The following is a 25768-nucleotide window of genomic DNA, read 5'->3' as shown; positions in this document are numbered from 1 at the left end:
TGGTTAACATGTCGGAGCAAGTGAAAGATATGGCGCTTGTAGAGCATTTGGGCGAGCTTCGCAAACGAATTATAGTCGTGCTCGTGGTATTCGTAGCGGGGCTGATCGGAGGGCTTTTTGTTGCGGAGCCGATCTATCATTATTTGACGGCAGCCGAAGAAGCCAAGAACTTTGAACTGCACGCCTTCTCCTTCTGGGATGGTATCGGGATCTACATGAAAATCGCTGCCGTATTCTCGCTCGTCATTTCCGTTCCGCTGATCTTCTATCAGCTGTGGGCGTTCGTCAAACCGGGACTTCGCAAAGAAGAGCAGAAAGCGGCCATTCGTTACGTACCGTATGCGTTTCTTCTGTTCATTGTAGGGATAACGTTCGGATATTACATCGTGTTTCCGATGACGCTGTCGTTCACGACAACGATTACACAGAGCATGGGGCTCGAGGAAACCTACGGCATTACCAATTACTTAAATTTCATGTTCAATCTCGTATTGCCACTGGCCTTGCTGTTTGAGCTGCCGCTTGTGGTGATGTTCTTAACGAAAATCCGCATTCTGAATCCGCTTCGGCTCAGAAAAATGCGCAAAGTGGCTTATTTCGTGCTTGCATTCATTGCAGCTGTCATTACGCCGCCGGACTTCATATCGGATATCCTGGTCATGATTCCACTTCTGCTTCTGTACGAGTTCAGCATGTTTCTGTCCTCCGTGGTCTATCGCAAGCAATTAGAGGCAGACATGGAACGGGACAAGCGGTACTTACAGGTAGATGAAGAGGATTAATCGTGATGACAATTGTTTTGCAACATAGGATCGAATGAGAATGAGAACAACCCGCTAAACTCACTCCACGGGAGTATGGTTTGCGGGTTGTTTTTGTTAAAGGATCGAATTAAATGAAGGATACTGTAACATCTATTGGTTATCCCCATACTTTCACCCTGTTGAAATATGAACGCTTGGAAGACAATAAGCATATCGGAAATCAAACGGCCACTACAGAAGGAGAGATTCCGGATATGAAGATAACGCAGGAAATGAAATCGACGATTCAGCAAGAACTGGAGCGGATTGAGCGGGAGGAAGGGGTTCTTATCCTGTATGCATGCGAATCAGGCAGCAGGGCCTGGGGCTTCCCGTCGACAGACAGCGATTATGACGTAAGGTTTATCTATATCAGACCTGTAGAATGGTATTTATCCATATTCGACAAGCGAGATGTGATTGAGCGGCCGATCAGCGACAGGCTGGATATGAGCGGTTGGGATTTGAAAAAAGCGCTGGGGCTTTTTCGCAAGTCGAATCCGCCCCTGCTCGAGTGGTTGGAGTCCCCCATCAAGTATAAGGAGACGCTTGGCATCGCCCAGCAAATCCGCAGCATATCTCCGCTCGCGTTCTCGCCTAAATCTTGCATGCATCACTACCTGAACATGGCCAAAGGAAATTATCGGATGTATTTGCAAGGAGGGGACGTTAAGATCAAAAAGTATTTCTATGTACTGCGTCCGATCCTGGCATGCGACTGGATTCAATCCTACAACGAGATGCCTCCCATGGAATTCGAGCTGCTTACGGATGGCCTATTAGATCAGGGAAGTGCACTGAAACAGGAGATCGATCAATTGCTTCTTCGTAAACGTTCGGGTGAAGAGATGGATTATGAACCTAAACTTCCCATCATTAACGTATTCATCGAAGAGAAATTGAACGAATATGATCAGCTGGTCAAGGATAAGAAGCACCAAGACGCGGATCTGGATCAAAGACTGGATGCTTTGTTTCGGAGCGCGCTGGTTGAAGGATGGGGAACCGGCAGACCGCAGTCATTCACGGTTTGACGAACGGGGAGCGTCATTTGGTATTTAGCCGTACAGTGTTCCTTAAGACTCAGGCATATTTTGGCTGGTCATGGATACAATGGAGAAGGGAGTTTAGGGACAACCCCGAATAGAGTCTCAATTGCAAAAAAATGATCAAAAAATCATGCAAAGGACTTGAAATTTTAACACAACTTGAGTATCATAAAATTGGTTGTTAGCACTGAGGGTTGTCGAGTGCTAATACATAAAGCTTTGAAAAAAGCATCACAACATATTTAAAGGAGGCTATTTTTTCATGATCAGACCTTTAGGTGAACGCGTATTGGTAGAACCGATCGAACAAGAAGAAACTACGACATTCGGGATTGTACTTCCTGACTCTGCTAAAGAAAAGCCGCAAGAAGGTAAAATTATTGCTGTAGGCAGCGGCTCACTGAAAGACGGCGCACGTGTACCTTTGGAAGTTAAAGAAGGCGACCGCGTCATTTTCTCCAAATACGCTGGAACAGAAATCAAATACGAAGGTAAAGAATATTTGATTATGAAAGAAAGCGACATCCACGCGATCTTAGGCTAATGAACGCCTGAATATATCCTTGATTTACTATTTCATAATCCACTAGGGAGGTATGTAATACCATGGCAAAAGACATTAAGTTCAGTGAAGACGCCCGTCGCGCAATGCTTCGCGGTGTAGACGCTTTGGCAAATGCAGTTAAAGTAACACTCGGACCGAAAGGCCGTAACGTGGTTCTTGAGAAGAAATTCGGAAGCCCGCTCATCACGAATGACGGTGTAACCATCGCTAAAGAAATCGAGCTGGAAGATGCATTCGAGAACATGGGTGCTCAGCTTGTTAAAGAAGTAGCTACCAAAACCAACGATGTTGCCGGTGACGGTACAACAACGGCAACGGTTCTGGCACAAGCTATGATCCGTGAAGGTCTGAAGAACGTAACAGCTGGCGCAAACCCAATGATCATCCGTAAGGGTATCGACAAAGCGGTTAGAGCAGCTGTGGCTGAGCTTCAAGTCATCGCGAAAGAAGTTAAGAACCACCAGGAAATCGCTCAAGTCGCTTCCGTATCCGCAGCTGACGAAGAAGTAGGTCAACTGATTGCAGAAGCTATGGATAAAGTGGGCAAAGACGGCGTCATCACCGTTGAAGAATCCCGCGGCTTCTTGACAGAGCTGGAAGTTGTAGAAGGTATGCAATTTGACCGCGGCTACATCTCTCCATACATGATTACCGATACGGATAAAATGGAAGCTGTTCTTGAGAATCCATACATCCTGATCACGGATAAAAAAGTTACCAACACGCAAGAGATCCTGCCGATCCTTGAAAAAATCGTACAGCAAGGCAAACCACTCGTTCTGATCGCTGAAGATATCGAAGGCGAAGCGCAAGCGATGCTGATCTTGAACAAACTGCGTGGAACGTTTAATGCTGTTGCTGTTAAAGCTCCTGGCTTCGGTGACCGTCGTAAAGCCATGCTGCAAGATATCGCTGCATTGACTGGCGGCCAAGTGATTACGGAAGAGCTCGGTCTCGACCTGAAAACAGCTTCCATCGATCAATTGGGTACCGCTCGTCAAGTGCGCGTAACCAAAGAGAACACCATTATCGTGGATGGCGCTGGCAACAAAGAAGACATCGAGGCTCGCGTGAAGCAAATCCGCAACCAATTGGAAGAAACCACTTCCGATTTCGACAAAGAAAAACTGCAAGAGCGTCTGGCTAAATTGGCTGGTGGCGTAGCTGTAGTCAAAGTCGGCGCGGCTACTGAAACGGAACTGAAAGAACGCAAACTGCGCATCGAAGATGCCCTGAACGCAACCCGCGCTGCGGTTGAAGAAGGTATGGTATCCGGTGGTGGTACAGCGCTCGTTAACGTATACAACGCTGTTGCTGCTGTTCAAGTAGAAGGCGACGAGAAAACAGGCGTGAACATCGTTCTGCGCGCTCTGGAAGAGCCAATCCGCACGATTGCAGCAAACGCTGGCAAAGAAGGTTCCGTTATCGTTGAGCGTCTGAAAAAAGAAGATATCGGTATCGGCTACAACGCCGCTACAGATACTTGGGTGAACATGTTCGAAGCAGGTATCGTTGACCCTGCGAAAGTAACGCGTTCCGCTCTTCAAAACGCAGCTTCCGTTGCGGCTATGTTCCTGACAACTGAAGCGGTTATCGCTGACAAGCCAGAACCAGAAAAACCAGCTATGCCTGACATGGGCGGCATGGGTGGAATGGGCGGCATGATGTAATAATAGGCCCCAAAAGCCTGTCATATCAATGAAAAAGAGACCTCTCGGGGTCTCTTTTCTTGTATAAGGTCACAAAAAGGTCACATTCATTGCAAGGAGAGGCTAGCCAGGATGTCTGAAAATTGAATGTTCATCTTGCTCATCGGTTTTTCTCGTATCTTTCAGTGACATGGGTATACACTTGCAAAGTGGCCTTCGAATGAGGGCGAGTAGTGATGAGGAGCTGCATGGGAAATGTTATCGAAATCATTACGTAGATCGTAAAGGAAAGATTACACAGCGTAAGATTGAGGTGCTGACCGGGCAGCTGGTATAAGGAACTTGCTTTTATAGTCAAATATGGTTCGGTATGATATGAGTAAGGCGGCATTCTCATAGAAAGGTAGCGGAGCAGCCCAAAGCTATTAAGGAGTAGCTTTCCCACGAATTATTTTTTAATATAAATAATTAATAAAGACACTGTACAAATTAATTGAATCAGTTATAATGTGATAAAAAGCTTGCTAAAAACGGCTGGAAAATGGAGTTGAAATATCATGTAAACAATGAAATTGAAAGCGCTTAATGGATGCGTTTCCAAATCAAGAAGTGATATGAAACTCGTGGAAGGGGTTGTTTAATAGGCGATTCATGGACTTGGAGTACATGGATGGATCCAACAAAGGGGCGTTTGGCAGCAAAGAATGAGTGCGTTGAAAGGAGTTTATACATGGCTGGTTTAGAACCGATAATTCAGATCGATATGAAAAAGAAGAAGGGCTCCAAACTTCAGTTAATGGCCAAGGAGCTTGTATACAACAAATGGCTTTACATTATGTTTCTACCTGTTTTTATATGGTATTTCATATTTGCCTATTGGCCGATGCATGGCTTGTTGATGGCATTTCAGAAGTACAACGTGGTCAAAGGGATATCCGGAAGCAGCTGGGTCGGATTTAAATATTTTCAACAATTTTTGGATGACCCCCATTTTTTTAGATTGATCAAAAACACGCTGCTCCTTAATATTTACAGCTTGATTTTCGGGTTCCCTGTGCCGATTATTTTAGCTCTTTGCTTCAATGAAATAAGGAATCTCCTGTTCAAAAAAATTGCACAGACGATAAGCTATTTACCGTATTTTATTTCTACGGTTGTTGTATGCGGGATGGCTCTTACCTTCCTTTCGCCGAGTACGGGTATCGTCAATATTCTTTTAAATAAATTTGGAATTGAGAGTATTTTCTTCTTTCAAGATCCGGATTACTTCAGAACGATTTATGTGCTGTTGGGAATTTGGCAGGGAGCTGGATTTTCCGCCATTATTTATATCGCCGCTCTTTCGGGCATTAGTCCCGATCTCTATGAAGCAGCCAAGATCGATGGGGCGGGCCGGTGGAGCCAGCTCCGTTACATTACATTCCCAAGTCTGGTCCCGACCATTATTATTATGCTGCTGTTAAACCTAGGTACGATTTTAACGGCCGATTTCGGCAAAATCCTGCTGTTGTACAATCCAACGATTTATGACACCGCGGATGTCCTGAATACTTACGTGTACAGAAAAGGACTCATTGACAATAACTATAGCTATGCCACAGCGGTTGGCCTATTCCAGGCTGTGATTGGTTTCATTCTGGTATACGGAGCTAATTACTTGAGCAAAAAGGCAAACCAGACTTCGCTTTGGTAAAAGGGGGAGAGAACATGTTTAAGACCAAAAAAAGAGTGGACGCCAGTGACGTCATTTATTTTGTATTCATCTATCTGTTTATTATCGTCACTTGTATCGTGATGCTCTACCCATTCATTTATATTCTATCTGTTTCTATCAGCGACACGGACAGTGTGATGCGAAATGAAGTGCTTCTCTGGCCAAAAGGAATCAATTGGTCAGCTTATGAGACGGTTTTGAATTACAAGGGAATGATCGTGGCCTATGGAAATACGATTTACTACACGGTGGTGGGGACATTTCTCAGCTTACTGCTGACGACGCTGGCGGCCTATCCACTGTCAAGGAAAAATTGGAAGCTGCGCAATTTTGCCGCCATCTTTTTGGCGATTCCCTTATGGTTCGGTGGCGGAATGATTCCATTTTATATGGTCATGAGAGATCTTCATTTGCTCAATTCCCGAATGGGTATCTTGCTTTACGCAGCTATTTCCACGTTCTATATCATCATTGTACGGACCTATTTTGAGAGTCTTCCCAAAGAGATTGAGGAATCGGCCAAAATCGACGGTGCCAGCGATATCAGAATATTCCTGCAAATGGCACTGCCTCTGTCCAAACCGGTTCTTGCAGCCATCGGCTTGTATTATGCGGTCGGCAAATGGAACTCCTTTTTCTGGGAATTGATATTGCTCAGCAAGGAGCAATTTATGCCGGTTCAGGTGCTATTGGTCCGAATAATCCGCGACAGCTCATTTGATAAGGAAATGGAGAAGGCGCTAGTCCAAAGTTCCGGAGTTCTGCCGATCACCATTCAATATGCGGCTATCGTGATTACTGCTTTGCCGATTATTATGGCCTATCCGTTTCTGCAAAAGTATTTCGTGAAAGGGGTGATGATCGGCGCCGTTAAGAGTTAGTAGATTTGAAATAGCGATGTGCGTAAATTGAATAATCCAAAGTGGAGGTCGTAAGAATGAACAGACAATGGAGAAAGAATGGGATATCCTTATTAATCATTGTAATCATTATGGCTCTTCTGACATCGGCATGCGGAGGCGGAGCGTCAAAGGGAGAATCGTCGCCGTCAGATAATACGAGCGGTGATGATCAACCGGTGAAATTATCGATCTTTATTGCGAGCCGGGCAACGGATGAAATGTACACCAACGAAACACTGGTATGGAAGGAAATCGGAAAAAAATTTAACGTGGAATTTGATTTTATTACAGGTGATGCCAAAACGATGCGTGACAAATTTCCGCTTATGATTTCTTCCAATGAGTATCCGGATATCGTCGCGGATGCACCTAGCAACTTTAACAAATACGGTCCGCAGGGCGTGTTCATCCCGCTGAACGATCTGATTAAAGATAAGCCCAATCTGCAAAAATATTTAGTAGACGACAAAATTGCCAAATCCCAGATTGTTAATGCAGATGGCAATATTTACGGAGTTCCGATGTTGTCTGCGGTTCGTACATCCGAAGGCCCCTTGATTCGTCAAGACTGGTTGGATCGCTTGAACCTGCCAGTACCGGAAACGATGGATGATTGGTATAATACTTTAAAAGCGTTCAAAGAGAAGGATGCCAACGGAAACGGTGATCCGAAGGATGAAGTACCGTTTTCTACTGCCGGCACTTTTTATTTAAACTTTGCCGATGCTTGGGGCATTGACTTGAACGAGGATGGCCGCTGGATGGAGGAAAACGGCAAGATGATCTATACGCCAATCGATCCGCGCGCCAAGGAATTTCTTACTACGATGAACAAATGGTACAGCGAAGGATTGTTTGATCAAGAGATCCTGTCCAGACAAGATAAAGACTATACTTCGATGGTTTTCAATGATAAAGTCGGTGCAACCAGTCATTGGGTTGGATATGTGGCAAGCTTCAATGCGAGACCTGAAGTCGAGAATATTAAAGGATTTAATTTCCAGGTTACGCCTCCTCCAGTCATGAACAAAGGCGACAAACCACTTACGAGCAGGCAGCAGCAAATCGTGGTGCCTGTTGCTTGGGCCATCAGCAGCCAGAACGAGCACGTCGACAAAACAATGGAAATTTTCGAGTATGCTTACAGTGACGAAGGCCAACTGCTATTTAACTTCGGAGTTGAGGGCGATACATATACGAAGGAATCCGATGGAACGCTCAAATATACCGACAAGATTATGAAAAACCCGGACGGGGCCGCGAAGGCATTAAGTAGAATCGGAGCGCAGCCATGGATCGGTTTCCGTCAAGATGCACGTTATGAGAAAGCTGCTGCGGTGAGCGAGGATGCTGCTAAGCAACTGTTCTATTACGTCGAACAAAACTATTTCCGGGATCCGGTACCTGCCTTGAAGTATACCGAAGATGATTTTGAGACGAGTACGGAGATCAAAACGCAGATCGATACCTATGTGAATGAGATGATTAGCAAGTTTATTATCGGGCAGGAGCCGTTATCCCAATTTGAAGCATTCGTTGAGAAAGTGAGATCCATGCGTTTTGATGAACTGGAAGCTATCCAGAACAAAGCGTATGAGGCGAATAAAGAATTAATGAAGTAATGGATAAGAACAATGGAAACTAGGGGGTTTCTTTTTCTAGAGAACACATTACCCTGGAGAAAGGTACATGCATGAAACATATTAGAGGTAACGTATATCTAATGAAAGAAATCAACCGAGCGACCATCTTAAGCTTACTTCATAGGGAAAAAGCGATGTCGCGCGCGGATATCGCAAAGGTTACGCAGCTGAGCGCTACGACCGTGTCCTCCCTGGTTGATGAGCTGATTGCTGAAGGATACATTGTCGAATCGGGCGAGAAGTCATCGGTTGGTGCGGGGCGCAAGGCCATATCGCTGGAGATTAGCAAAGATAAAGGGTTTGTCATTTCGGTCGGTTTGGGAAACAACACATTTTACTGCACATTGTCCAATTTCCACAGTGAAATTGTCGCTGAGCTTACAGTTTCGGCCGTAAAAGGAAATGACCAGGTTCTGCAGGCGATATTTCACTGTATCAGCGAGATTGTCCGAATTGCGGGTATCAGTGACTTCTCCCAAATCAAAGGAATCGGCATTGCTTCTCCGGGTATTGTTGATGAGGGTAGCGGGACAATATCGTACGCGCGTTATCTGAATCTGAAGGATTTTGAGATTATCAGGCTGCTTCAGTCTCGTTATTATAATCTGCCTATTTACGTCATGAACGACACTAATGCCGCTGCATTTGCGGAATATTATCTGGAGACGAGTCCTAGCGTTAAGAACGTGCTATATGTATGGATATATGAAGGCGTCGGAGCCCGGTTTATCGTGAATGGTCAGGTCTATTCGGGGTACAAAGGAAGAGCAGGCGAGGTCGCCCTACTGCATGATAATTGGTTTAACAGTACCTCTGTGCTGGAGCAGGCGCGGAAAAGGGCAGCCAAGCATGGCTGCCCTGAACCTCAAACCATAGAAGAAGTTGTACAAGCGTATGAACGCGGGGAAGTTTGGATTGAGACGATGATGAATCGAAGCCTGCTGTTTTTGAGCAGGGCGGTTGCGGTCATGATGAACCTGTTTGGCCCGCAAAAGACCATTTTGGACGGGTGGTTCATGACATCACCGAAATGCATTCAGAAGATTCACGATCATCTAGCCCAATTTGCGGTGGATGGTTTATATGACTCGAATTGGGTTACCCCTGCGAGCTTAGGCAAAAGAAATTATGTGATCGGCGTAACCACGATGGTGTTGCATCAGCTGTTCAAAGGTAAGATTTCGTTAACTTGACCATTGACTTTACAAGTAAACTGTCCTGAAAGTACCGGTTATCAAATCCGAAACATGATATTTCCAAAGCGGTTCAGTTTATTCGCAAGTTTAAAAAATGAAAAAGAGACCTTGAGGGGTCTCTTTTCTATATATAGAATCACAAAAGGTCGCGTTTCTGGCGTGGGCGGCCCGAATATCGGTATCCGGGGAGCCGCACTTGGCATCGTTTATTTAAGATTGATCGTTCCGAAAATCGAATTTTTACTTGGATCTCTAAAGGTGATAGAACTGATATCCATATTTTCTGGAAGGTTGAGCGTAACTTGAATCGTTTTTGTCTCCCCTTTTAGTAGATTGGTATGGTCATAAGAAGTAGCCGAACTGATCTTCTTGCCACCAATAGTAGCGCTATCAAAAAAATCTAATGCACTCCATGCAAATTGGTTTGTCGGCTCTTCGTTTAGCGTGGCTTCAAATTCAATAACAGCGAACTTGTTTCCTTTATCAGCAATCATACCCGATGTCGATCCAGGTCCAGACGGGATGAAGTTTGTATAGCTTACACTGTTAACTTTTAGTGTCATATCACCTCGAGTAGCGGTTTCATTAAGTTTGAGTGTTAGTGGTGTCTGTGGTGCATTGCTTTGATTGGAATTTACTTGGGGATTTGTTGGTGTTTGTGATCCAGTCTTCAATTCTATTCTCTTAGCCTTGTTATCAAAAGAAGATAACTCAGCGTTTAGCATTTCAGCAACCTCACGAACCGGAAGGTAGGTTGTACCCTTGTATATAATCGGATCAGATTTGAGATTTTGTTTTTGTCCATCTACGATAATCGTGAATTTTGATAAAACTGCTTGAATTGTACCGGGTGCTGCAGCTGCAATTGTTGCCGATCCAATCATCATGCCAAGTGCTAGAGTGGTCATAGTTTTAACAAACGATTTCTTCAAGTGATACAACTCCTTTTTTTTGTCAAGTATAACACTTATTACGGCAAAATCTGGATATAACTTTATAGCAGTTACATTAACAATTTGCCCATTCTATTCCGTATCCCTTCTTTTATCTATTGATTATTCCTATATAATGTCCGATAATTTAATGGTTTAGGAAAATCACAGAAGGGGAGGAAGAAAGAGGAATGAAGAAAAAGAAAATTGTTTTAGCAATGACTGCACTATTGATGTTGGGAGGTACTGCCGTGTATGCAGCAGCTCCACAAATCAAGGGAACGATCCAGAACTTTAAGTATGTTCTAAACGGGAAAGCATGGAGCCATTCTGGGAAACCAATTTTGGTAAATGGTCAGTATTATCTGCCGGTAAGTACCGTTAAAGAAGCAACTAAAACCAACATAACGATTGACAAAGCTAAAGGGACAGTACATATCGGTGAGAAATTAAAGGAAACGCCTATTTTGAATGAACAGGTGAAGTACTACGATGCTGCATTAACTAGAGACGATGCATACACTGGGGATTTTAAAGAAGTTATACTCACTAAAGGTTCTTTGCCAAGTGTGTACCTTTTTCCTCAAGGTCAATATCAAACGTTAGTCCTAGACATCTGCGCGATCGAAAAGGACGCAACGGTTGTGATCAAGAATAAAGACACAAAAGAAGAGCTAAAGTCCTTGTTTGTCTCTCAAGACATCACTGAACAAATCGAAATAAACATAACAGGAATGAAACAAGTTGAAGTTGAAGTAAAAGGAAAAGCAGTTGTTTATCCATCTTCGCATTATAAGTAATATGATCGCATCGATAAGGAACCCTGTTGGCTTAGGCTAACGGGGTTCTTTTAGTATGGTGATCGCCAAGGTGCGCATCGCTCATAAATTGGCAACCAGTTCCATTGCATCAGAAAATTATGAGATTTGTTGGATACCATTTCCAGTGAATTCAATGAATAATGAAAAGGAATTGAAGAAATTGACAATCTCACAAATATCATTTGCTAATGGGGGTAGGATTGTGTCTAGAAAATATTCACGATTATTGATGGCGTGTTTTGCCGGATTGCTGCTGATGTTCGGATTAATGCCCGGATTAAGCCACGCGGCTGCCGATTCGGCGCAGTCAACTGTCGAATGGTCCAGGGATTACGGGAGTAACTCCGCAGGGAATGGAGTGATCCCGACTTCTGATGGCGGCTATATAGCCGTTGGAGGTATCTTCGAGGCTGGAAAGGATCAAAAGGCCTACATTTTAAAGCTTGATGCGGAAGGCCAGGTTGAATGGGAACAGAAGCCTATGTATCCTACTACGAATAGTAAGGCATACCGGGTCATTGAGACGAAGGACGGCGGATATCTCGTTGCGGGTAACACGAATTCAGAAGACGCACCGATTGTTGGTCAGCTGTATATGATCAGACTGGATTCATCGGGCAATGTATTATGGGAAAAGGTACAGGATGATACAATTCATAGTACCCCAACTGCCATTGTCGAAACGGAGGACGGCGATTTTCTTATAGCCGGGAGTGGGTCCGTAGGCTGGGTTGCCTATGAAAAAGCCTATATTTTAAAGATCGATAAAAATGGTGAGACATTATGGTATAACAAATACAATTATACAGACAGCGTAGAGTTTAACGACCTTATTCCGGCAAATGATGGAGGGTACATCGCCGTTGGCGGCGTAGGCCGGGCGGAATATGAAACGGGAGACCTGGATGCGATGCTGATGGTCAAAATTGATGATCAGGGCAAAGAGGTCTGGTCGAAACAATTCAAGGACCCGGATAGCCGCTGGATTGCATTTTCCATTACTGCTTCGGAAGATGGGGGTTATGTCATTGGCAGTGAAAAACGTATCGACCGCAATCGTGTGAATGTACTTACCAAGTTGGACCTGAACGGACAGGAACAATGGGAAAAAACATATCGTGACGGGACAAATTCTGAGTTCTTCAAACGTCTTGTCCGCACAAAAAACGGCTATGCCATGCTGGGAAAACATATTTCTAACAACGGTCTGGATTCGAAAAGTCAATACGATGTGCTGAGTGTCGATGGGAACGGCCAGTTTATCAGCAGGGAATTGTTTAAGGGCCCTCCCATCTACATTGTCGGAAGTGCGGCGGTAACACCTGACGGCGGATTTATTTTTCCGGGAACCGTTGTACGGGGGGACGTTAAGAAGTTCCAGCTTATGAAGCTGTCACCTTCAGCGGACAAGCCACCAGTCGAACGTACGCTGACGGGCATCTCGTTTACGGAAAAGGAAAAGAAATTGAAAGCAGGTACAAGCGTCTTTACCGTGCTTCAAGCGGTTTATTCCGACGGCACAAAGAGCGATTTGTCCAGCGCCGCGGATTATGTATCGGCGGACAGCGCCATCGTGGAAATCGACGCATTGGGCCGGATTACAGGGCATGAGCCGGGGAACACCTATGTCGAAGCAGCTTACGAAGGTTTCACGGCCAGATTGAGCATTACCGTGTTCCCGGAAGACTCGGACGAATTCGAACCTGTCTCTGGCTATATCAAGCTGGATTCTGACGAGTATTCGCTTGCGGAAGGCACGATGCTCGACTTGAAGGTCATATTGCGTAACTATATTAACCAAAACGAAATCGACATCACAAGGCAAACAACATTCATCAGTGATCATCCGGATATAGCCGAGGTGGATAAGGAAGGAAACCTGATCGGACATAAGCCGGGAAAAACCCAGATCTATGCCCAATATAAGGGAAGCATCACTTCGGCCAACGTGCTGGTGGTTCGTTCATCCGTTCCGAATGAAAGTGTGCAGTCAGACACCTTAAAGTGAATTCCGCTTGACGATTTTGCAGTGTTTTTGTAATGTATCTCGCTGATTCCATACTTCTTTCAATACCGGTAGGAATAATCATCTTAGGACCTGCTTGCTAAGATACTTCTTACCCTCGGTTTCATACGAAGCATTTGGATACATTTTGTGTAATGTATGCTGTCAGTTTGACTGGTTCTTTTATAGGTTATGTAACAAGCAAAAAAACAGTAAAAAAGTAAACAGGAATATTTTACTTATAACTCAGTTACATACATTACCGTAAGAATTTGCTTACGAGAGAGCGTGTGCCGATACTCAATCGGCGCACGCTTTTTAAGTTTGTCCAGAAAAAAATAGACACACACTTAGACGTTTAATGGGTGGTTACTTTTTTGTTGCGACAGTATGGTAATTCTGCAAGTTGGTAAATTTGCGGTGGGTGGGATGGATCTGGAGGAGGGATTTCCACTGAACTTAACACTCGTTTTTTACGTTGTCATATTATACGACAATAATCTGGCTTCAGATGGCTTGAAAAATGACACCAATATAAAGAATAGTGCCTTACACGAAGTAGGGCATTCACTTGCTTTGGCTCATACCAATATCTCTAACTCAACCGAAAGAGCTTCCTCAGTCATGACTGCGGGAACCGACACATTTAAAAATCGTAATATTACTTCTCCTTCAACCTATGATAAAGGTGAATTAAAGTACAAATGGGGAAATTAAAAAATAGGAGGATTATGAAATGAAGATGTTGCTAAAAAAGAAAAGCATAATTCTTTCACTGGCTTTGGTTATTATCCTTGCAGCAGCCTGTTATTATTATTTTGCCATTTATAATTCTGTTCGCGATGTAAGAACTCACCCAGATTATAAGGGGTACTCAACGGGAGAAGCACTATTTTCTGATGCCCAGTTGATTGTTATCGGAAGGCCCATTAAGGACTTTGAAGATCGTGAAATGACGATTAGAACACTTGAGAATGATATACCTGTGGATTTTTATACGTTAACCGAGATTGAGGTTGAAAAGGTTTTGAAAGGCTCTGAGGAAGACGCGAGTAACCTGAAAGTAATAGAACCCATTGCTCTGAAGCAAACGCTGTCAGGTAAAGAAAAATTAGCAATTGGAGATTATACTGAAATGAAGAGCGGCAGCAGTTATATTATATTTATGAAAAAAAATACTTATGGACAATACAGCGTAATTAATTTGCAAGCTGGTAAATTCAATTTGGATGGGACTGATCCAGACGATGTGTATGATGAAAGCGAAAACAAACAAAATATTTTTTCGGAATTGAAAACATCTCAATATTTGCAGTAGAGGGCTTTATGCAACTCGTTCAAATAGGTTAGAAAAAAGTAACCAACCCGAATTTCTAGCTAGGCGTTTAATGGGTAGTTACTTTTTTTGTTGCCCAGTAAATTCCACAAATAAAAGAAACAAGGAAATGTTTTAGTAAGCGAGAAGAAGTCCATGGCCATTGTGCGTGATAATCGCCGACTCCCAATGGTAAAGATGTCTTCGGGGGGCCTTATGCAAAAAGAAAAGCCCACAAATGGGCTTAGGGTAATAGAGTATCATATAAGAAACAAACTATTCCGTCTTCTCAAGCGTGGACACACCGATAACAACGGAATTCGTGGTTCCGCCACTTACATTTTCAAATGAATAAAATGTTGCCGGCACTCCTCGCATCGTGACATAATCGTCTTGCAGAATATCGCCGGTAGCGTGGGCATAAAAACCGATAATGGAGTTATCGTTATCATCGATGATGTGTATTTCGGCAAGGGTAATACCCTCTTCGACTTCATCTTCAATGATATCAACAACGTATCCACTGACCTCGATCATCTGGTCCAAATAGGGATTCAGATTTTTGTTGAGGTGACGGGACGTGATATTTGGATCGACTTCTGCCTTCGCTCTCTTTTGAGTTTTAGGGGTAAGCGCTGGAAATAACTCATAATGCTGAACAAAATAGTTATAGGTGAGCTCGTCTAGAGCTCCGCCTTCAATTTCAATAGGGATAACATAAGCCATGATTTCAGCAAAAAGGTTTTCTTCCGTTAATCCTTCGACATTACTGCCAGCGTTAGCATTCGCTTCTTCCACCTGATGACTAACTTTAACGATTTCGAACGAGTCCATTATGTTGTGGACAATCGCTTTTCCTCCATTATCGTAGGCTGTCTTGGAATAGGAAATGGAGAGCGTGTAAAGCTCATTGCCGTTTGAGACAAAATATTGAGTCAATATGACCTGGGCGTTGGACTCTCCATGAGTGTATTCAGATTCCAGTATCCCCGCTGCCTTTTTGGGAACGTCGATGTAGTTCAGTTTTTTGAAGTTTTGTATTAATGGTCCCCCATCTCCATTGGTTAAACCTTGTACGGCAACATTAGCTGCATCTTCGGGAGTAGCAGACGATTCCTCGATAACGACATTTAAATTATCAACAAAAGCTCCTTGGGGATTAGGATTTACGAATGCCGCAATGACTTGAGGGATGTTAAGCTCTGCATCCTTCCATGTCGAAGGGTAGGAAAAGGAGAAATTCTCCCCCTTATATGGTTGAGTTTTGTTAGGTTCTTCATTCTTTTCCGTATTTTCAGAGGCAGCGTTTTTCGCCACTTCATTTTCTGGGGTTGAAGGGGTGGAGGAAGTTTCGGTTGTGTCTTTCCCTGAACTGCATGCAGTTAGCATGACCAATAACAACAGGATGAACAGGGTTGATTTTGCTAGGCGTTTCATTTCTTCTTCTCTTTTCTTGAGTCCCTATCGGCTAGGGGATTGGCTTGAACGGAAATATTCCGCTTGTTGTTAACCTGTAATAACAGGAATATTATAGAATAGTCTATCAGAACTAGGTATATATTTCTATATTTAAAGCGAAAGAGTAAGGATATTGTAGAATTATAGAAATTAATGGGGAAAATGAACTATTAGTTATGAATATTAAGCCACTCCAATGGGTGTCGATAGTGATCAATGGGGGATTCACAACTTTTTATGTCCCCCTAATGAAGCTTTAAGGTTTTATTAAGCTACATATCTTATGATGGAATCACCTCTTAACAATAGATTAGGAGCCCCTCTAATTCCGTGGTTAGAGGGGCTTCTCTTGTTTACATATCTTTTTTGTTCATTCATGGTTTGATTATTGCTATTTTTTTGGGCTATGATAGACTAGTATTTTTTATAGCAATACAAATGTTGTAAAGAGAGTAGGAGAGTTATGGAAGATTTCATCTTGTGGTTGAAGTACTTGCTGCTGGGTATCGTGCAGGGGGTTACGGAGCCGATTCCGGTATCCTCCAGCGGTCATTTGATTGTCGCGCAGAGACTCATGGGTATGGAGCAGAACGGGCTGTCGTTTGAAATTCTGACTAATACGGCATCATTAATTGCGATTGTATTTATCTTTCGCAAGGATTTGCAGAGACTGATCGTGAACGGCCTAAGTTATTTGCGCACACGAAAATCGGAGTATAAATCCGACTTCATGTTTATTCTGTATATTATTGTAGGTACGATACCAGCCGTCATTATCGGTCTGTTGTTCAAGGATCAGATTGAAGAAATATTTGCCTCTGTACGTACGGTAGGCGTTGCGCTGCTGTTCACGGGGGTCGCCCTTTGGCTGATTCGGAATCTTCGTGGCCGTAAGCTGGACAATGACCTGTCATTCAAGGATGCACTTATCGTAGGTTTGGCCCAGGCGGTTGCGCTGATCCCGGGTATTAGCCGATCCGGTTCGACCGTCATTACGTCAATCGCTGTGGGGATGAAGCAGGAGACAGCACTTCGGTTTTCCTTTATGCTGTATATCCCTATAAGTCTCGGTGGCATGGTGCTGGGCGTGTCGGATATCACATCGGATCCCAACTTTTCTTCGTTGCTAATCCCTTATTTGATCGCGTTCATTGCTACACTGATCTGTACCTATTTTGCGATGAAATGGTTCATGAATATCATGGCGCGCGGGAATCTGAAATATTTCGCTTATTATTGCTTTGTCGTCGGTATTTTACTGCTTGTCTTCTTATAGAATGGAGTAGGGCTCCCCATAGGTTCTTTGAACTTGCGGGGGGCTTCTTTTCATATGTTGGGAGAGGACAAGAATCAGAATCCGATTGGATATAAGAAGGTTTGAGGAGTAACTAAAAGGAGAGTGGTTATGATGACAAAATGTCCTTTTCAGTCCATCATTACATCGGAGGAGGAGCTTCGGGACCTGTTCGGCGAGTCCAATCACGTGGTCAAACATAAAGCGATTGATCGATTGGATCATCACTGTAAAGATTTCATTGCCAAGAGTCCGTTGCTATTTATGGCTACTTCGGACGGATCCGGTTATTGCGATGTTTCGCCCAGGGGAGATGCACCGGGGTTTGTGCATGTGATGGATGAATCCTGGTTGGTTATTCCGGAACGTCCGGGCAATCGCCGCTTTGATTCGCTGCGCAATATCCTGTCCAACCCGAGGGTCGGCATCGTGTTTGTCATACCGGGATTGAAGGAGACCCTGCGAGTCAACGGCAGTGCCGTTCTGATCAGGGACGAAAACATTTTGGAGCAGCTCAGCGTACAAGGCAAACGGCCATGGCTTGGCATCGGAGTACGGGTTGAGGAAAGTTATATGCACTGCGCAAAAGCCTTTATACGGTCCCAAGCATGGAATCCCGATTCCTGGATACCAGGCGAACAACTGCCGAATCCGTCCCGGATCATCGCGGATCATGTGAATCAAGATCGTGTGACGGAGGAATCGGTTACTCAAGGATTACAGGACAGTTACGACAAGCGTCTCTATTGATATTCATTTATAATAGGTGTAGCGATATAAGGAAACAATATAATGACGGTCAGATTGAAGATAAGGGGACCAATTGCTTTGATAACGACCAGAAAACAAATTTTAGATCAATTACATAAAGGAATACAGACGCAGGAGCGACTGATTGGCGTTGCGGCAGGGGCAGGAATCTCGGCAAAATATGCGGTTAAGGGCGGGGCTGATTTGATACTGGCCCTGAATTCAGGCCGTTTTCGGCAGATGGGGCTCGGCTCCCTGGCGGGTTTCATGCCCTATGCGAACGGCAATGAAATGGTGATGGATTTCGGCTCGCGGGAGATCCTGTCGGTGGTCCGTGACATACCGGTGATCTTCGGTCTATGCGGAACGGATCCAACCATTCAGCTTCCCGATTACTTGGCATCCATCCGCGGCAGCGGTTTTGCCGGCATCATCAACTATCCGACCGTGGGACTGATTGATGGACAGTTCCGCGAAGCTTTGGAGGAAGAAGGCATCACCTATCAGCAGGAGGTGGAGGCCATCCGGGCTGCTCATGCGGAAGATATGTTGACGATGGCCTTTGTTTTTACTCCGGAGCAGTCGAAGTGGATGCTGCATGCGGGAGCCGATATCATCTGCGCCCATTTGGGTGTCACGACAGGCGGGTTGATGGGCACCACGAAAGCATGGTCGCTGGAGAAGGGGGCGGAAATCGCCAGAGACATATTTGAAGTATGTGACGCTTCGGACAGGCGGCCGATCAAGCTGGTGTATGGCGGTCCGGTCCATACGCCGATCGATGTTCAGTATATGTATGATAACACGTCAGCCATGGGTTACGTAGGCGGTTCAAGCTTTGAACGAACACCGACGGAAGAAGCCATTGTGGATGCAACACATCGTTTTAAGGCAATGGGGCATTTGGAGCAGGATCGGCAGTTGATGAAGAAGCTGACGCGGCTCGAAGAACCGCTGGATTATGTTGCTTTTGTAAAAGAGTATGTTGCCGAGAATTACGCGGGCCCGATTTCAATGACAGAGCTGGCCGAACGGATTCATGTCTCAAGAACGCATCTGAGCGCGCTTTTTAACAGGGAAGTGGGGTGCAGCTTTCCGGAATATATAGCCAAATACAGGATTCACAAAGCCCAGGAAATCATGAAGCACAGCAAGCTGTCCCTGGGCAGAATAGCCGAGCTGGTAGGCTACCCTGACTATGTTCATTTCAGCAAAACCTTCAAAAAATACGCGGGAACTTCTCCCCAATCCTATCGTCAGCATATGAAAGACAAATATACATAAAGATCGTACATTGATACGATCCTTTTTATTTGAAAGCGCTGTATTATGGTCTTGTAGGGATCCTATGCCGGACCTGTCAGGGCGGGTGCAAGCGATCCTGAGATGAGATATGGAGGAGGTCAACACGGTGAAGACGGTAGCTATTGCGGGGACATTTGATTCGAAGGGTGCCGAGTTTTCATACGTTAAATCCGTTATCGAGAGCTTGGGGTTAAAGACGTTTATGATCCATAGCGGTGTGTTCGAGCCGATGTTCACGCCGGATGTATCCAACATCGAAGTTGCAGCGGCAGCTGGTGTGGATATACGCGAGATCGCGGCTCGGAAGGATCGTTCCGCAGGGACTGAGGCATTGGCTCAAGGAATGGAAAAAATCGTACCGAAGCTGTATGCGGAGGGCAAATTTGACGCCATGCTGTCATTTGGCGGTACTGGAGGTACTTCGATCGTCACAGCTGGCATGAGGGCATTGCCGATCGGCGTTCCGAAACTGATGGTGTCCACGGTCGCATCCGGCAATACGGCACCTTATGTGGGGACAAGTGACATTATCATGTTCCCGTCCATCGTGGATGTATCCGGATTGAATTCGTTTTCCACCAAAATATTCACGAACGCGGCTCACGCGATTGCCGGTATGGTTCAGTTCGAATCGGCGCCCCCAATGGATAAAAAGCCGCTGGTTGCAGCAACGATGTTTGGGGTTACGACCCCGTGCATTGATTATGCCAGGGCGCATTTGGAGTTGCATGGTTACGAAGTGCTTGTATTTCACGCAACAGGTACGGGCGGACAAACGATGGAAAGCCTCATTGAGGCCGGATATATAGACGGTGTGCTGGATTTGACGACAACGGAATGGTGCGATGAGCTGGTGGGCGGCGTTTTAGCGGCTGGTCCGCATCGCCTGGAAGCAGCCGGACGCTGCAAGGTACCGCAGGTGGTATCAACCGGAGCGCTGGATATGGTCAACTTCGGTCCTTATGATTCCGTGCCGGAGGCATTTCGGGAACGGAATCTGTACAAGCATAACCCCTCGGTTACGCTGATGCGGACCACGGTTGAGGAGAACCAGCAGCTTGGAGAGTTGATTGCAGACAAATTGAATATGTCGCAAGGACCTACCGTGCTGATGCTTCCTTTGCAGGGCGTATCGATGCTCGACGTGGAAGGTGAATCATTCCATGGACCGGAAGAGGATAAGATGCTGTTTGACACGTTAAGACAACGCATAGACCGTAAAACGGTTGAATTGATCGAGATGAATACCGACATCAATGATCAAGCTTTTGCCGTGGCTGCGGCCGATAAGCTGATGGAACTGATGAAACGGCAATAAGTTTGGCGCAGGTTACACACCCACACTCAAGTATTCACACTGAAGGAGGACATGATCATGGCAATGACAACAAGAGCAGAAGTGTTAGCAAAATTAAAATCGGAAGTAGCAGCGGGTAAAGTATTATTGGGAGCGGGAGCAGGGACAGGCATATCGGCCAAGAGCGCCGAAGCCGGTGGCGTGGACCTGATTATTATATACAATTCGGGCCGTTACCGGATGGCTGGGCGCGGCTCGCTCGCTGGACTGATGGCTTACGGAGATGCGAACCAGATTGTGGTGGACATGGGGAACGAGGTGCTGCCGGTCGTGAAGCATACGCCAGTGTTGGCGGGTGTTTGCGGCACGGATCCGTTCCGGATCATGGATATTTTCCTCAAGCAGCTTAAGGAGCAAGGTTTTGCCGGCGTACAGAACTTTCCGACGGTTGGCTTGATTGACGGCGTATTCCGGGCGAATCTGGAAGAGACGGGAATGGGCTATGATCTGGAGGTTGAGATGATCCGGAAGGCGCATGAGCTGGATATGCTGACTACCCCGTATGTGTTTGATGTCGATCAAGCGAAGAAGATGGCTGAAGCCGGAGCCGATGTTCTGGTTGCCCATATGGGCCTTACCACGAAAGGAACCATAGGTGCGAAAACAGCACTGACACTCGACGATTGCGTTGAAAAGATTCAAGCGATCTGCGATGCCGGTAAAACCATTAACCCGGACATTATGATTCTGTGCCACGGCGGTCCGATTGCCGAACCAGAGGATGCGGCGTATGTATTGTCCAGAACCAAGGGTGTCGAGGGATTCTTCGGAGCTTCCAGCATCGAGCGTTTTGCCACCGAGGTTGGCATTAAGCAGCAGACAGAGGCATTCAAGAATATCTCGAAATAAATAGGTAACCTGATACAGAACGATCGGAATCATACGGAATGAAAAGGACTCCCGGAAAGGGAGTCTTTTTTGGTGTAAACAACCCATTTAGCATCCGGTGACGTGACCTGCGGTTTCGCTTAATCATCATCCTTGTGCTTGCTCTTGGATGCAGCTACAGCAAAGGCAATAATGATAAGCGGAATGAAGATAAACCAAGGGATCGTAATCGTCGTCCCCAATAGCAGGGCAAGCAGCAGCAATACCACCATGCCAATGATCAAGTACAGGCAGCCTCTGCCGAACGTCTCCATCATCCATCAGCTCCTTTTGACAAGGATAACGTTATGGACAAGGTCTAAGTTTCACGAATCATGATAAAAAGGCAGAAGCCTTGCCCTTGCCATCACGCCCTTGCGGTCACGCTGACAATGAATGAAGGTTTCCACCCAATCTCAGTGTAAAGTATGAAAAGCATACCAGATCAAGTTTTCTTTTTATCGTTGTTCATCTTTTGCATTCATCTTGTAATCTTTCAGTGCGCTGAGATTAGCTTATGTACACGTGAATACAACTGCCTTTTGCTGCCGGGGTTGCCTTTCTTTGAATAGGGAAAGCAATCATGATAGTATCAGGAAGGAACCAGTGGATGAAGGGGGCTTGATGGATTGTGGCTAATATTAAAGAGATTGCCAAGCTGGCAGGCGTATCGGTGTCAACGGTATCCCGGGTGCTGAACAACCATCCCTATGTCAGAGAAGATAAGCGGACACGCGTGTTGGAGACCATGAAACAACTGAAATACGCCCGGAATATGAATGCGGTTCATCTGATTACAGGGAAGACGATGAATATTGCCATCATGCTGCCGTTTATTAACCATGCCTACTTCTCCTTGCTGATGGAGGGAGCCGGCCAAGAAGCGCTTGCTGCTAGCTATCGCCTGATCCTGTGCCAAACCGGTTATGCGCCGGATAAGGAAGTGGAAGTGCTGGAGATGCTGCGTAACCGCGAGATTGACGGCATCATTATTTTATCATCGGCCGTGACTCCAAAACAGATCGAAGCCTACTGCGCTTATGGACCGATTGTATGCTGTCAGGATGCGGGCGAACGATTATTTTCTTCTATATATATAAACCATGCGGAGGCATTTCGCAGTGCCATGCAATATTTGATAAAGCGGGGACATCGACGCATCGGCTTCACGGTGGGGAGACTGGACAGTCCGAGCACGAGAGCACGCCAAGTGGCGTATGAAGAAGTGCTTAAGGAGATCGGAGAGCCTTACCGACAGGAATGGATATTGGATGGCTGTATCGATCTGGAAGACGGTGCGGCGGTTATGGATCGGCTGTCCACTATGGAGGAACGCCCAAGTAGTTTATTGGTAACGGGTGACCACGTGGCTGCGGGTTTGATTTATGAAGCCGAAAAGAGAGGACTGTCCATTCCGCAAGAGCTCGCTGTCATCGGATTCGACAACCAGCCGATCGGCAAAATGCTGGGTCTCACCACGATTGATAACCGGCTGTTTGATATGGGCTCCGAGGCCTTCAAGATGCTGTATGCGCATATTCAAGGGGAGCAGAAAGAGCCGATTCGCAAGGAGCTTGCCTTCGAGCTGATCGAACGTTCATCGGTATAATGGTTGCATAACCAAGTTCTAACAAACGGATTACAAAGTTCGACAATTATGATATTCTTATTGAAAGTTCCATGTTTCACAACGTTAACGTCTGCAGCTGTCTGCAGGCGTTCTATTCTGTATTATAGAAGGAAAGGAGCATAACCAAGTGGATGCCCTTGAACAGTTTAAAAAAGCTTCCCGAATCAAAGTAATTCCTGTTATGCTGATTCCGGTTGCTTTGGGAGCACTCGGGGCTTATGTATGGACAGGTGAAGTTCATGTAGGCCTCTTTTTATTAACCTTGATCGGGAGCGGCGCTGCCCATCTGTTCTCCAATATGGTGAACGATTTGTGGGATTATAAGAACGGAACCGACACGGAAGCGCAGGAGCATGTGGATGCGATCTCCACGAACTCCGGTTTTCTTACGAAGGGCGTCTGGTCGCTCCGCAAATTCGAGATTGTTACCTGGACGCTATTCGGGATTGCGGCGCTGAGCGGCATTATCCTTAGTTTGTTCAGCGGCTGGTGGGCTTTCATCTTCGGCGGACTTGGAGGGCTGATCGCTTATTTCTATGTCGCACCGCCGATTCAATTCGGATATCGAGGTAAGGGGTTCAGTGAGATTGCGATTTTGCTATCCTTTGGTATTTTGCCGGTGATGGGCGCATACTACGTTCAAACCTCACATATGGATGTTCGGGCGCTGCTGCTGTCACTGCCCATTGGGCTGCTGACAACGCTGATTTTGTTCAATCATCACTTTTTGCATTGGCAGGCAGACCGTCAGGCTGGCAAGAAGACTCTGGTGGTGGTATGGGGTGAAAAAAGAGCGCTGAGCTTCTCGCGGGTCCTGCTACTGCTAGCCTGCTTATCCTTGATAGCCTGTGTGTTGGCTGGGGCGCTCCCGCCTTACGCATTAATTGCACTGCTTACGATGATTCCGTTGTATCTTGTCTATGGAAGACTGAAGGACAGCAACCGTTCCGAAGCCTATTTACCGCTGATGGGCGCCTCAACGATGACCACCATGCGCTGCGGCGGCGTGCTGATCCTGTCATTGCTTATCCAGGGAATGATTCAGACTTTGTAAGGAAGAAGGGGAATTAGATGGAACAACAACGTGTTTTTGGTGATTTTCACTCTATCCTGTCCGAGAGCGAGACTTGGAAAATTGGCGGGTTCCCGCTGCCTGACGGTTCATTCTGGGAATATCGCGAGCCGAATGCGGTCGTCATCGTCCGCAACGGCATCCTCTACGTGCGCGCGCCGCTGAGCCGCCAGAATGATCAGATCCAAATTCTTGATAATGCCAAGCATATGTATTATTCCAACGAAGAAGTGGACGTGCCGGAATCCGGCGAGGTGACCTTCGAGCTTCAAATTCGGGCACGCACCCAAGGTACGGTTCCCGGCGACTTGTATGACGGCTACGTATCTTTGAATCTGCTTGATTTCAGCACGGGCGCAGCACTGGACTTTTTTGCTTCGAATGACAAATACGCCAGCGTGTATGCCGTTCTGCCGTTCCCGGGCGTGCAGGTGCCGGAATCGGACAAGACCCGTTACTTCTGCATTTTCAAAGAGGAGGATACACACTTCACGCCGCGGGAATTCAACACGTACAAAATCACGTATAACCGTGCCGAGGACGAAGCGATCTTCTACGTAAACGGCGAAGAGATCCGCCGGGAGAAGAACATCCCGATCAAGTTCAATAAATTCACCATCGCTCTGGGGATCATGACCGAAAAAGATCTTACGCCGCAGGGCAGCGTATCCGTGCATGGACAAACCGTTATTGCGGAGTACTCTCCCGTGACGGTTACGATAAAAGAGTAGTAGTTATTATAGTAGAAAAAAGATCATGCTCATTTGGGCATGATCTTTTTTTGTGAGGGAAGGACGAGCTGTAACATTGCTCGTACAATGTTACGAGGCCGTATCGGGGAAGGCTGCATGCCCCCGAAAGGCCAAGGAAGCTGCGCCGGCAAGCCTGTGAGTCCAGAGGATTCACAACCTGTCCGGCAATCCGGGTGGAGGAGAGGAGGCCGACAGGCATCATTAAGAGGGGCTGCGCAGGGCACCAGCAGCCCCTCAAGCCGAGCCGGCAAGCCTGTGAGTCCAAAGGATTCACAGCATGCCCGGCAATCCGGGTGTAGGAAGATTGGAGGCAGGGCCAAGCACCAGTAGCCCCTCAAGCCGAGCCGGCAAGCCTGTGAGTCCAAAGGATTCACAGCATGCCCGGCGATAAATCAGGCAAGCTGACCATGTCGAATTGGTCAGCTTAGCCCTTCTCCGCCCAGCCCCAAAAGGCCATCCCTGATGAAAGGGATGGAGCCCTTTTGTGGGAAAGATTGGAGGCCGAGCCCAAGAAAAGAGGATGTATCCGTGGAGGAGACCTGGCGCTCGCCTTTGAAACCGGGAAAATACCGCAAGAAAATCATCCTGTTTTCCTGGTTTCAACAGCGACCGGAACGGATAGATTCTCCTTAAAACAGGCAGACAATCTTGATTAAGAGAGACTGCCTGGGGGAACCAGCAGCCCCTCA

Annotated in this window: 23 protein-coding genes; 20 read left to right on the top strand and 3 right to left on the bottom strand. The window is 46.0% G+C overall.

Translation table 11 applies throughout. The annotated features are described in order from the left end of the window. Positions 1 to 8: 8 nt before the first annotated feature. From tatC to ABEW73_RS26115, 8 genes are all read left to right on the top strand, one after another. Complete coding sequence (gene tatC / locus ABEW73_RS26150) at positions 9 to 782, top strand: twin-arginine translocase subunit TatC (protein ID WP_430163262.1); 774 nt, start codon at positions 9 to 11, stop codon at positions 780 to 782. A 236-nt stretch (positions 783 to 1018) separates the two neighbouring features. Further along, complete coding sequence (locus ABEW73_RS26145; protein WP_430163730.1) at positions 1019 to 1837, top strand: nucleotidyltransferase domain-containing protein; 819 nt, start codon at positions 1019 to 1021, stop codon at positions 1835 to 1837. A 277-nt stretch (positions 1838 to 2114) separates the two neighbouring features. Beyond that, positions 2115 to 2396, top strand: a complete 282-nt coding sequence (gene groES, locus ABEW73_RS26140) for a co-chaperone GroES (RefSeq protein ID WP_430163259.1) — start codon at positions 2115 to 2117, stop codon at positions 2394 to 2396. Positions 2397 to 2458: 62 nt separating this feature from the next. Further along, entirely contained in the window at positions 2459 to 4087 is a 1629-nt protein-coding gene (groL, locus tag ABEW73_RS26135; RefSeq protein ID WP_430163257.1) for a chaperonin GroEL, read from the top strand. Between the two features lie 709 nt (positions 4088 to 4796). Next, positions 4797 to 5759: an ABC transporter permease gene (locus tag ABEW73_RS26130; protein ID WP_098748753.1), complete on the top strand. Its 963-nt coding sequence runs from the start codon at positions 4797 to 4799 to the stop codon at positions 5757 to 5759. A gap of 14 nt (positions 5760 to 5773) precedes the next feature. Further along, a complete protein-coding gene (locus ABEW73_RS26125) occupies positions 5774 to 6661 on the top strand; it encodes a carbohydrate ABC transporter permease (RefSeq protein WP_430163254.1) in 888 nt (295 codons plus the stop codon). Between the two features lie 56 nt (positions 6662 to 6717). After that, positions 6718 to 8304 carry a hypothetical protein gene (locus tag ABEW73_RS26120; RefSeq protein WP_430163252.1) on the top strand — a complete coding sequence of 529 codons (1587 nt, stop codon included), beginning with the start codon at positions 6718 to 6720 and terminating at the stop codon, positions 8302 to 8304. 71 nt (positions 8305 to 8375) lie between these two features. Beyond that, the gene (locus ABEW73_RS26115; RefSeq protein WP_430163250.1) at positions 8376 to 9518 is read left to right on the top strand and encodes an ROK family transcriptional regulator; all 1143 of its coding nucleotides are present in this window, start codon (positions 8376 to 8378) and stop codon (positions 9516 to 9518) included. 209 nt (positions 9519 to 9727) lie between these two features. Here the strand turns inward: ABEW73_RS26115 and ABEW73_RS26110 are convergent, their stop codons facing one another. Next, entirely contained in the window at positions 9728 to 10453 is a 726-nt protein-coding gene (locus tag ABEW73_RS26110; protein ID WP_430163247.1) for a stalk domain-containing protein, read from the bottom strand. Between the two features lie 191 nt (positions 10454 to 10644). On the opposite strand from ABEW73_RS26110, the gene ABEW73_RS26105 reads away from it, so the two are divergent. The 4 genes from ABEW73_RS26105 (at position 10645) to ABEW73_RS26090 (ending at position 14597) form a co-directional block, all read left to right on the top strand. Then, positions 10645 to 11253 carry a stalk domain-containing protein gene (locus ABEW73_RS26105; RefSeq protein WP_430163244.1) on the top strand — a complete coding sequence of 203 codons (609 nt, stop codon included), beginning with the start codon at positions 10645 to 10647 and terminating at the stop codon, positions 11251 to 11253. A 223-nt stretch (positions 11254 to 11476) separates the two neighbouring features. Then, on the top strand, positions 11477 to 13282 hold the full coding sequence (locus ABEW73_RS26100; protein ID WP_430163242.1) for a hypothetical protein: 1806 nt from the start codon (positions 11477 to 11479) through the stop codon (positions 13280 to 13282). A gap of 426 nt (positions 13283 to 13708) precedes the next feature. Further along, positions 13709 to 13996, top strand: coding sequence for a hypothetical protein (locus tag ABEW73_RS26095; protein ID WP_430163239.1), 288 nt, complete (start codon positions 13709 to 13711; stop codon positions 13994 to 13996). A gap of 19 nt (positions 13997 to 14015) precedes the next feature. Next, positions 14016 to 14597, top strand: a complete 582-nt coding sequence (locus tag ABEW73_RS26090) for a hypothetical protein (protein ID WP_098748743.1) — start codon at positions 14016 to 14018, stop codon at positions 14595 to 14597. 273 nt (positions 14598 to 14870) lie between these two features. On the opposite strand, the gene ABEW73_RS26085 is transcribed toward ABEW73_RS26090, so the two are convergent. Beyond that, positions 14871 to 16031 (bottom strand): PsbP-related protein, encoded by a 1161-nt coding sequence (locus ABEW73_RS26085; protein ID WP_430163236.1) that lies wholly within the window; start codon positions 16029 to 16031, stop codon positions 14871 to 14873. Positions 16032 to 16515: 484 nt separating this feature from the next. Between ABEW73_RS26085 and ABEW73_RS26080 the strand changes: the two genes are divergently transcribed. The 5 genes from ABEW73_RS26080 (at position 16516) to ABEW73_RS26060 (ending at position 21607) form a co-directional block, all read left to right on the top strand. After that, positions 16516 to 17328, top strand: a complete 813-nt coding sequence (locus ABEW73_RS26080) for an undecaprenyl-diphosphate phosphatase (RefSeq protein WP_430163234.1) — start codon at positions 16516 to 16518, stop codon at positions 17326 to 17328. A gap of 132 nt (positions 17329 to 17460) precedes the next feature. Beyond that, complete coding sequence (locus ABEW73_RS26075; protein WP_430163728.1) at positions 17461 to 18096, top strand: pyridoxamine 5'-phosphate oxidase family protein; 636 nt, start codon at positions 17461 to 17463, stop codon at positions 18094 to 18096. 42 nt (positions 18097 to 18138) lie between these two features. After that, on the top strand, positions 18139 to 19380 hold the full coding sequence (locus tag ABEW73_RS26070; RefSeq protein ID WP_430163232.1) for a phosphoenolpyruvate hydrolase family protein: 1242 nt from the start codon (positions 18139 to 18141) through the stop codon (positions 19378 to 19380). Positions 19381 to 19507: 127 nt separating this feature from the next. Next, on the top strand, positions 19508 to 20719 hold the full coding sequence (locus ABEW73_RS26065; protein ID WP_430163230.1) for a Tm-1-like ATP-binding domain-containing protein: 1212 nt from the start codon (positions 19508 to 19510) through the stop codon (positions 20717 to 20719). Positions 20720 to 20776: 57 nt separating this feature from the next. Further along, complete coding sequence (locus ABEW73_RS26060) at positions 20777 to 21607, top strand: phosphoenolpyruvate hydrolase family protein (protein WP_430163227.1); 831 nt, start codon at positions 20777 to 20779, stop codon at positions 21605 to 21607. A 119-nt stretch (positions 21608 to 21726) separates the two neighbouring features. Here the strand turns inward: ABEW73_RS26060 and ABEW73_RS26055 are convergent, their stop codons facing one another. Continuing rightward, complete coding sequence (locus ABEW73_RS26055) at positions 21727 to 21903, bottom strand: hypothetical protein (protein WP_430163747.1); 177 nt, start codon at positions 21901 to 21903, stop codon at positions 21727 to 21729. Positions 21904 to 22256: 353 nt separating this feature from the next. Here ABEW73_RS26055 and ABEW73_RS26050 point away from each other — a divergent pair, with 353 nt between their 5' ends. From ABEW73_RS26050 to ABEW73_RS26040, 3 genes are all read left to right on the top strand, one after another. Further along, a complete protein-coding gene (locus ABEW73_RS26050; protein WP_430163225.1) occupies positions 22257 to 23234 on the top strand; it encodes a LacI family DNA-binding transcriptional regulator in 978 nt (325 codons plus the stop codon). 148 nt (positions 23235 to 23382) lie between these two features. Continuing rightward, positions 23383 to 24309 carry a prenyltransferase gene (locus ABEW73_RS26045; protein ID WP_430163223.1) on the top strand — a complete coding sequence of 309 codons (927 nt, stop codon included), beginning with the start codon at positions 23383 to 23385 and terminating at the stop codon, positions 24307 to 24309. 17 nt (positions 24310 to 24326) lie between these two features. Then, a complete protein-coding gene (locus tag ABEW73_RS26040; RefSeq protein ID WP_430163220.1) occupies positions 24327 to 25058 on the top strand; it encodes a DUF6081 family protein in 732 nt (243 codons plus the stop codon). Positions 25059 to 25768 lie beyond the last annotated feature (710 nt).

The organism is Paenibacillus lautus (genome assembly GCF_050482385.1).
Lineage (GTDB): Bacteria > Bacillota > Bacilli > Paenibacillales > Paenibacillaceae > Paenibacillus_AQ > Paenibacillus_AQ lautus_B.
The sequence above is the reverse complement of the archived record's forward strand: the minus strand, read 5'-3'. Positions and strand labels throughout refer to the sequence as shown.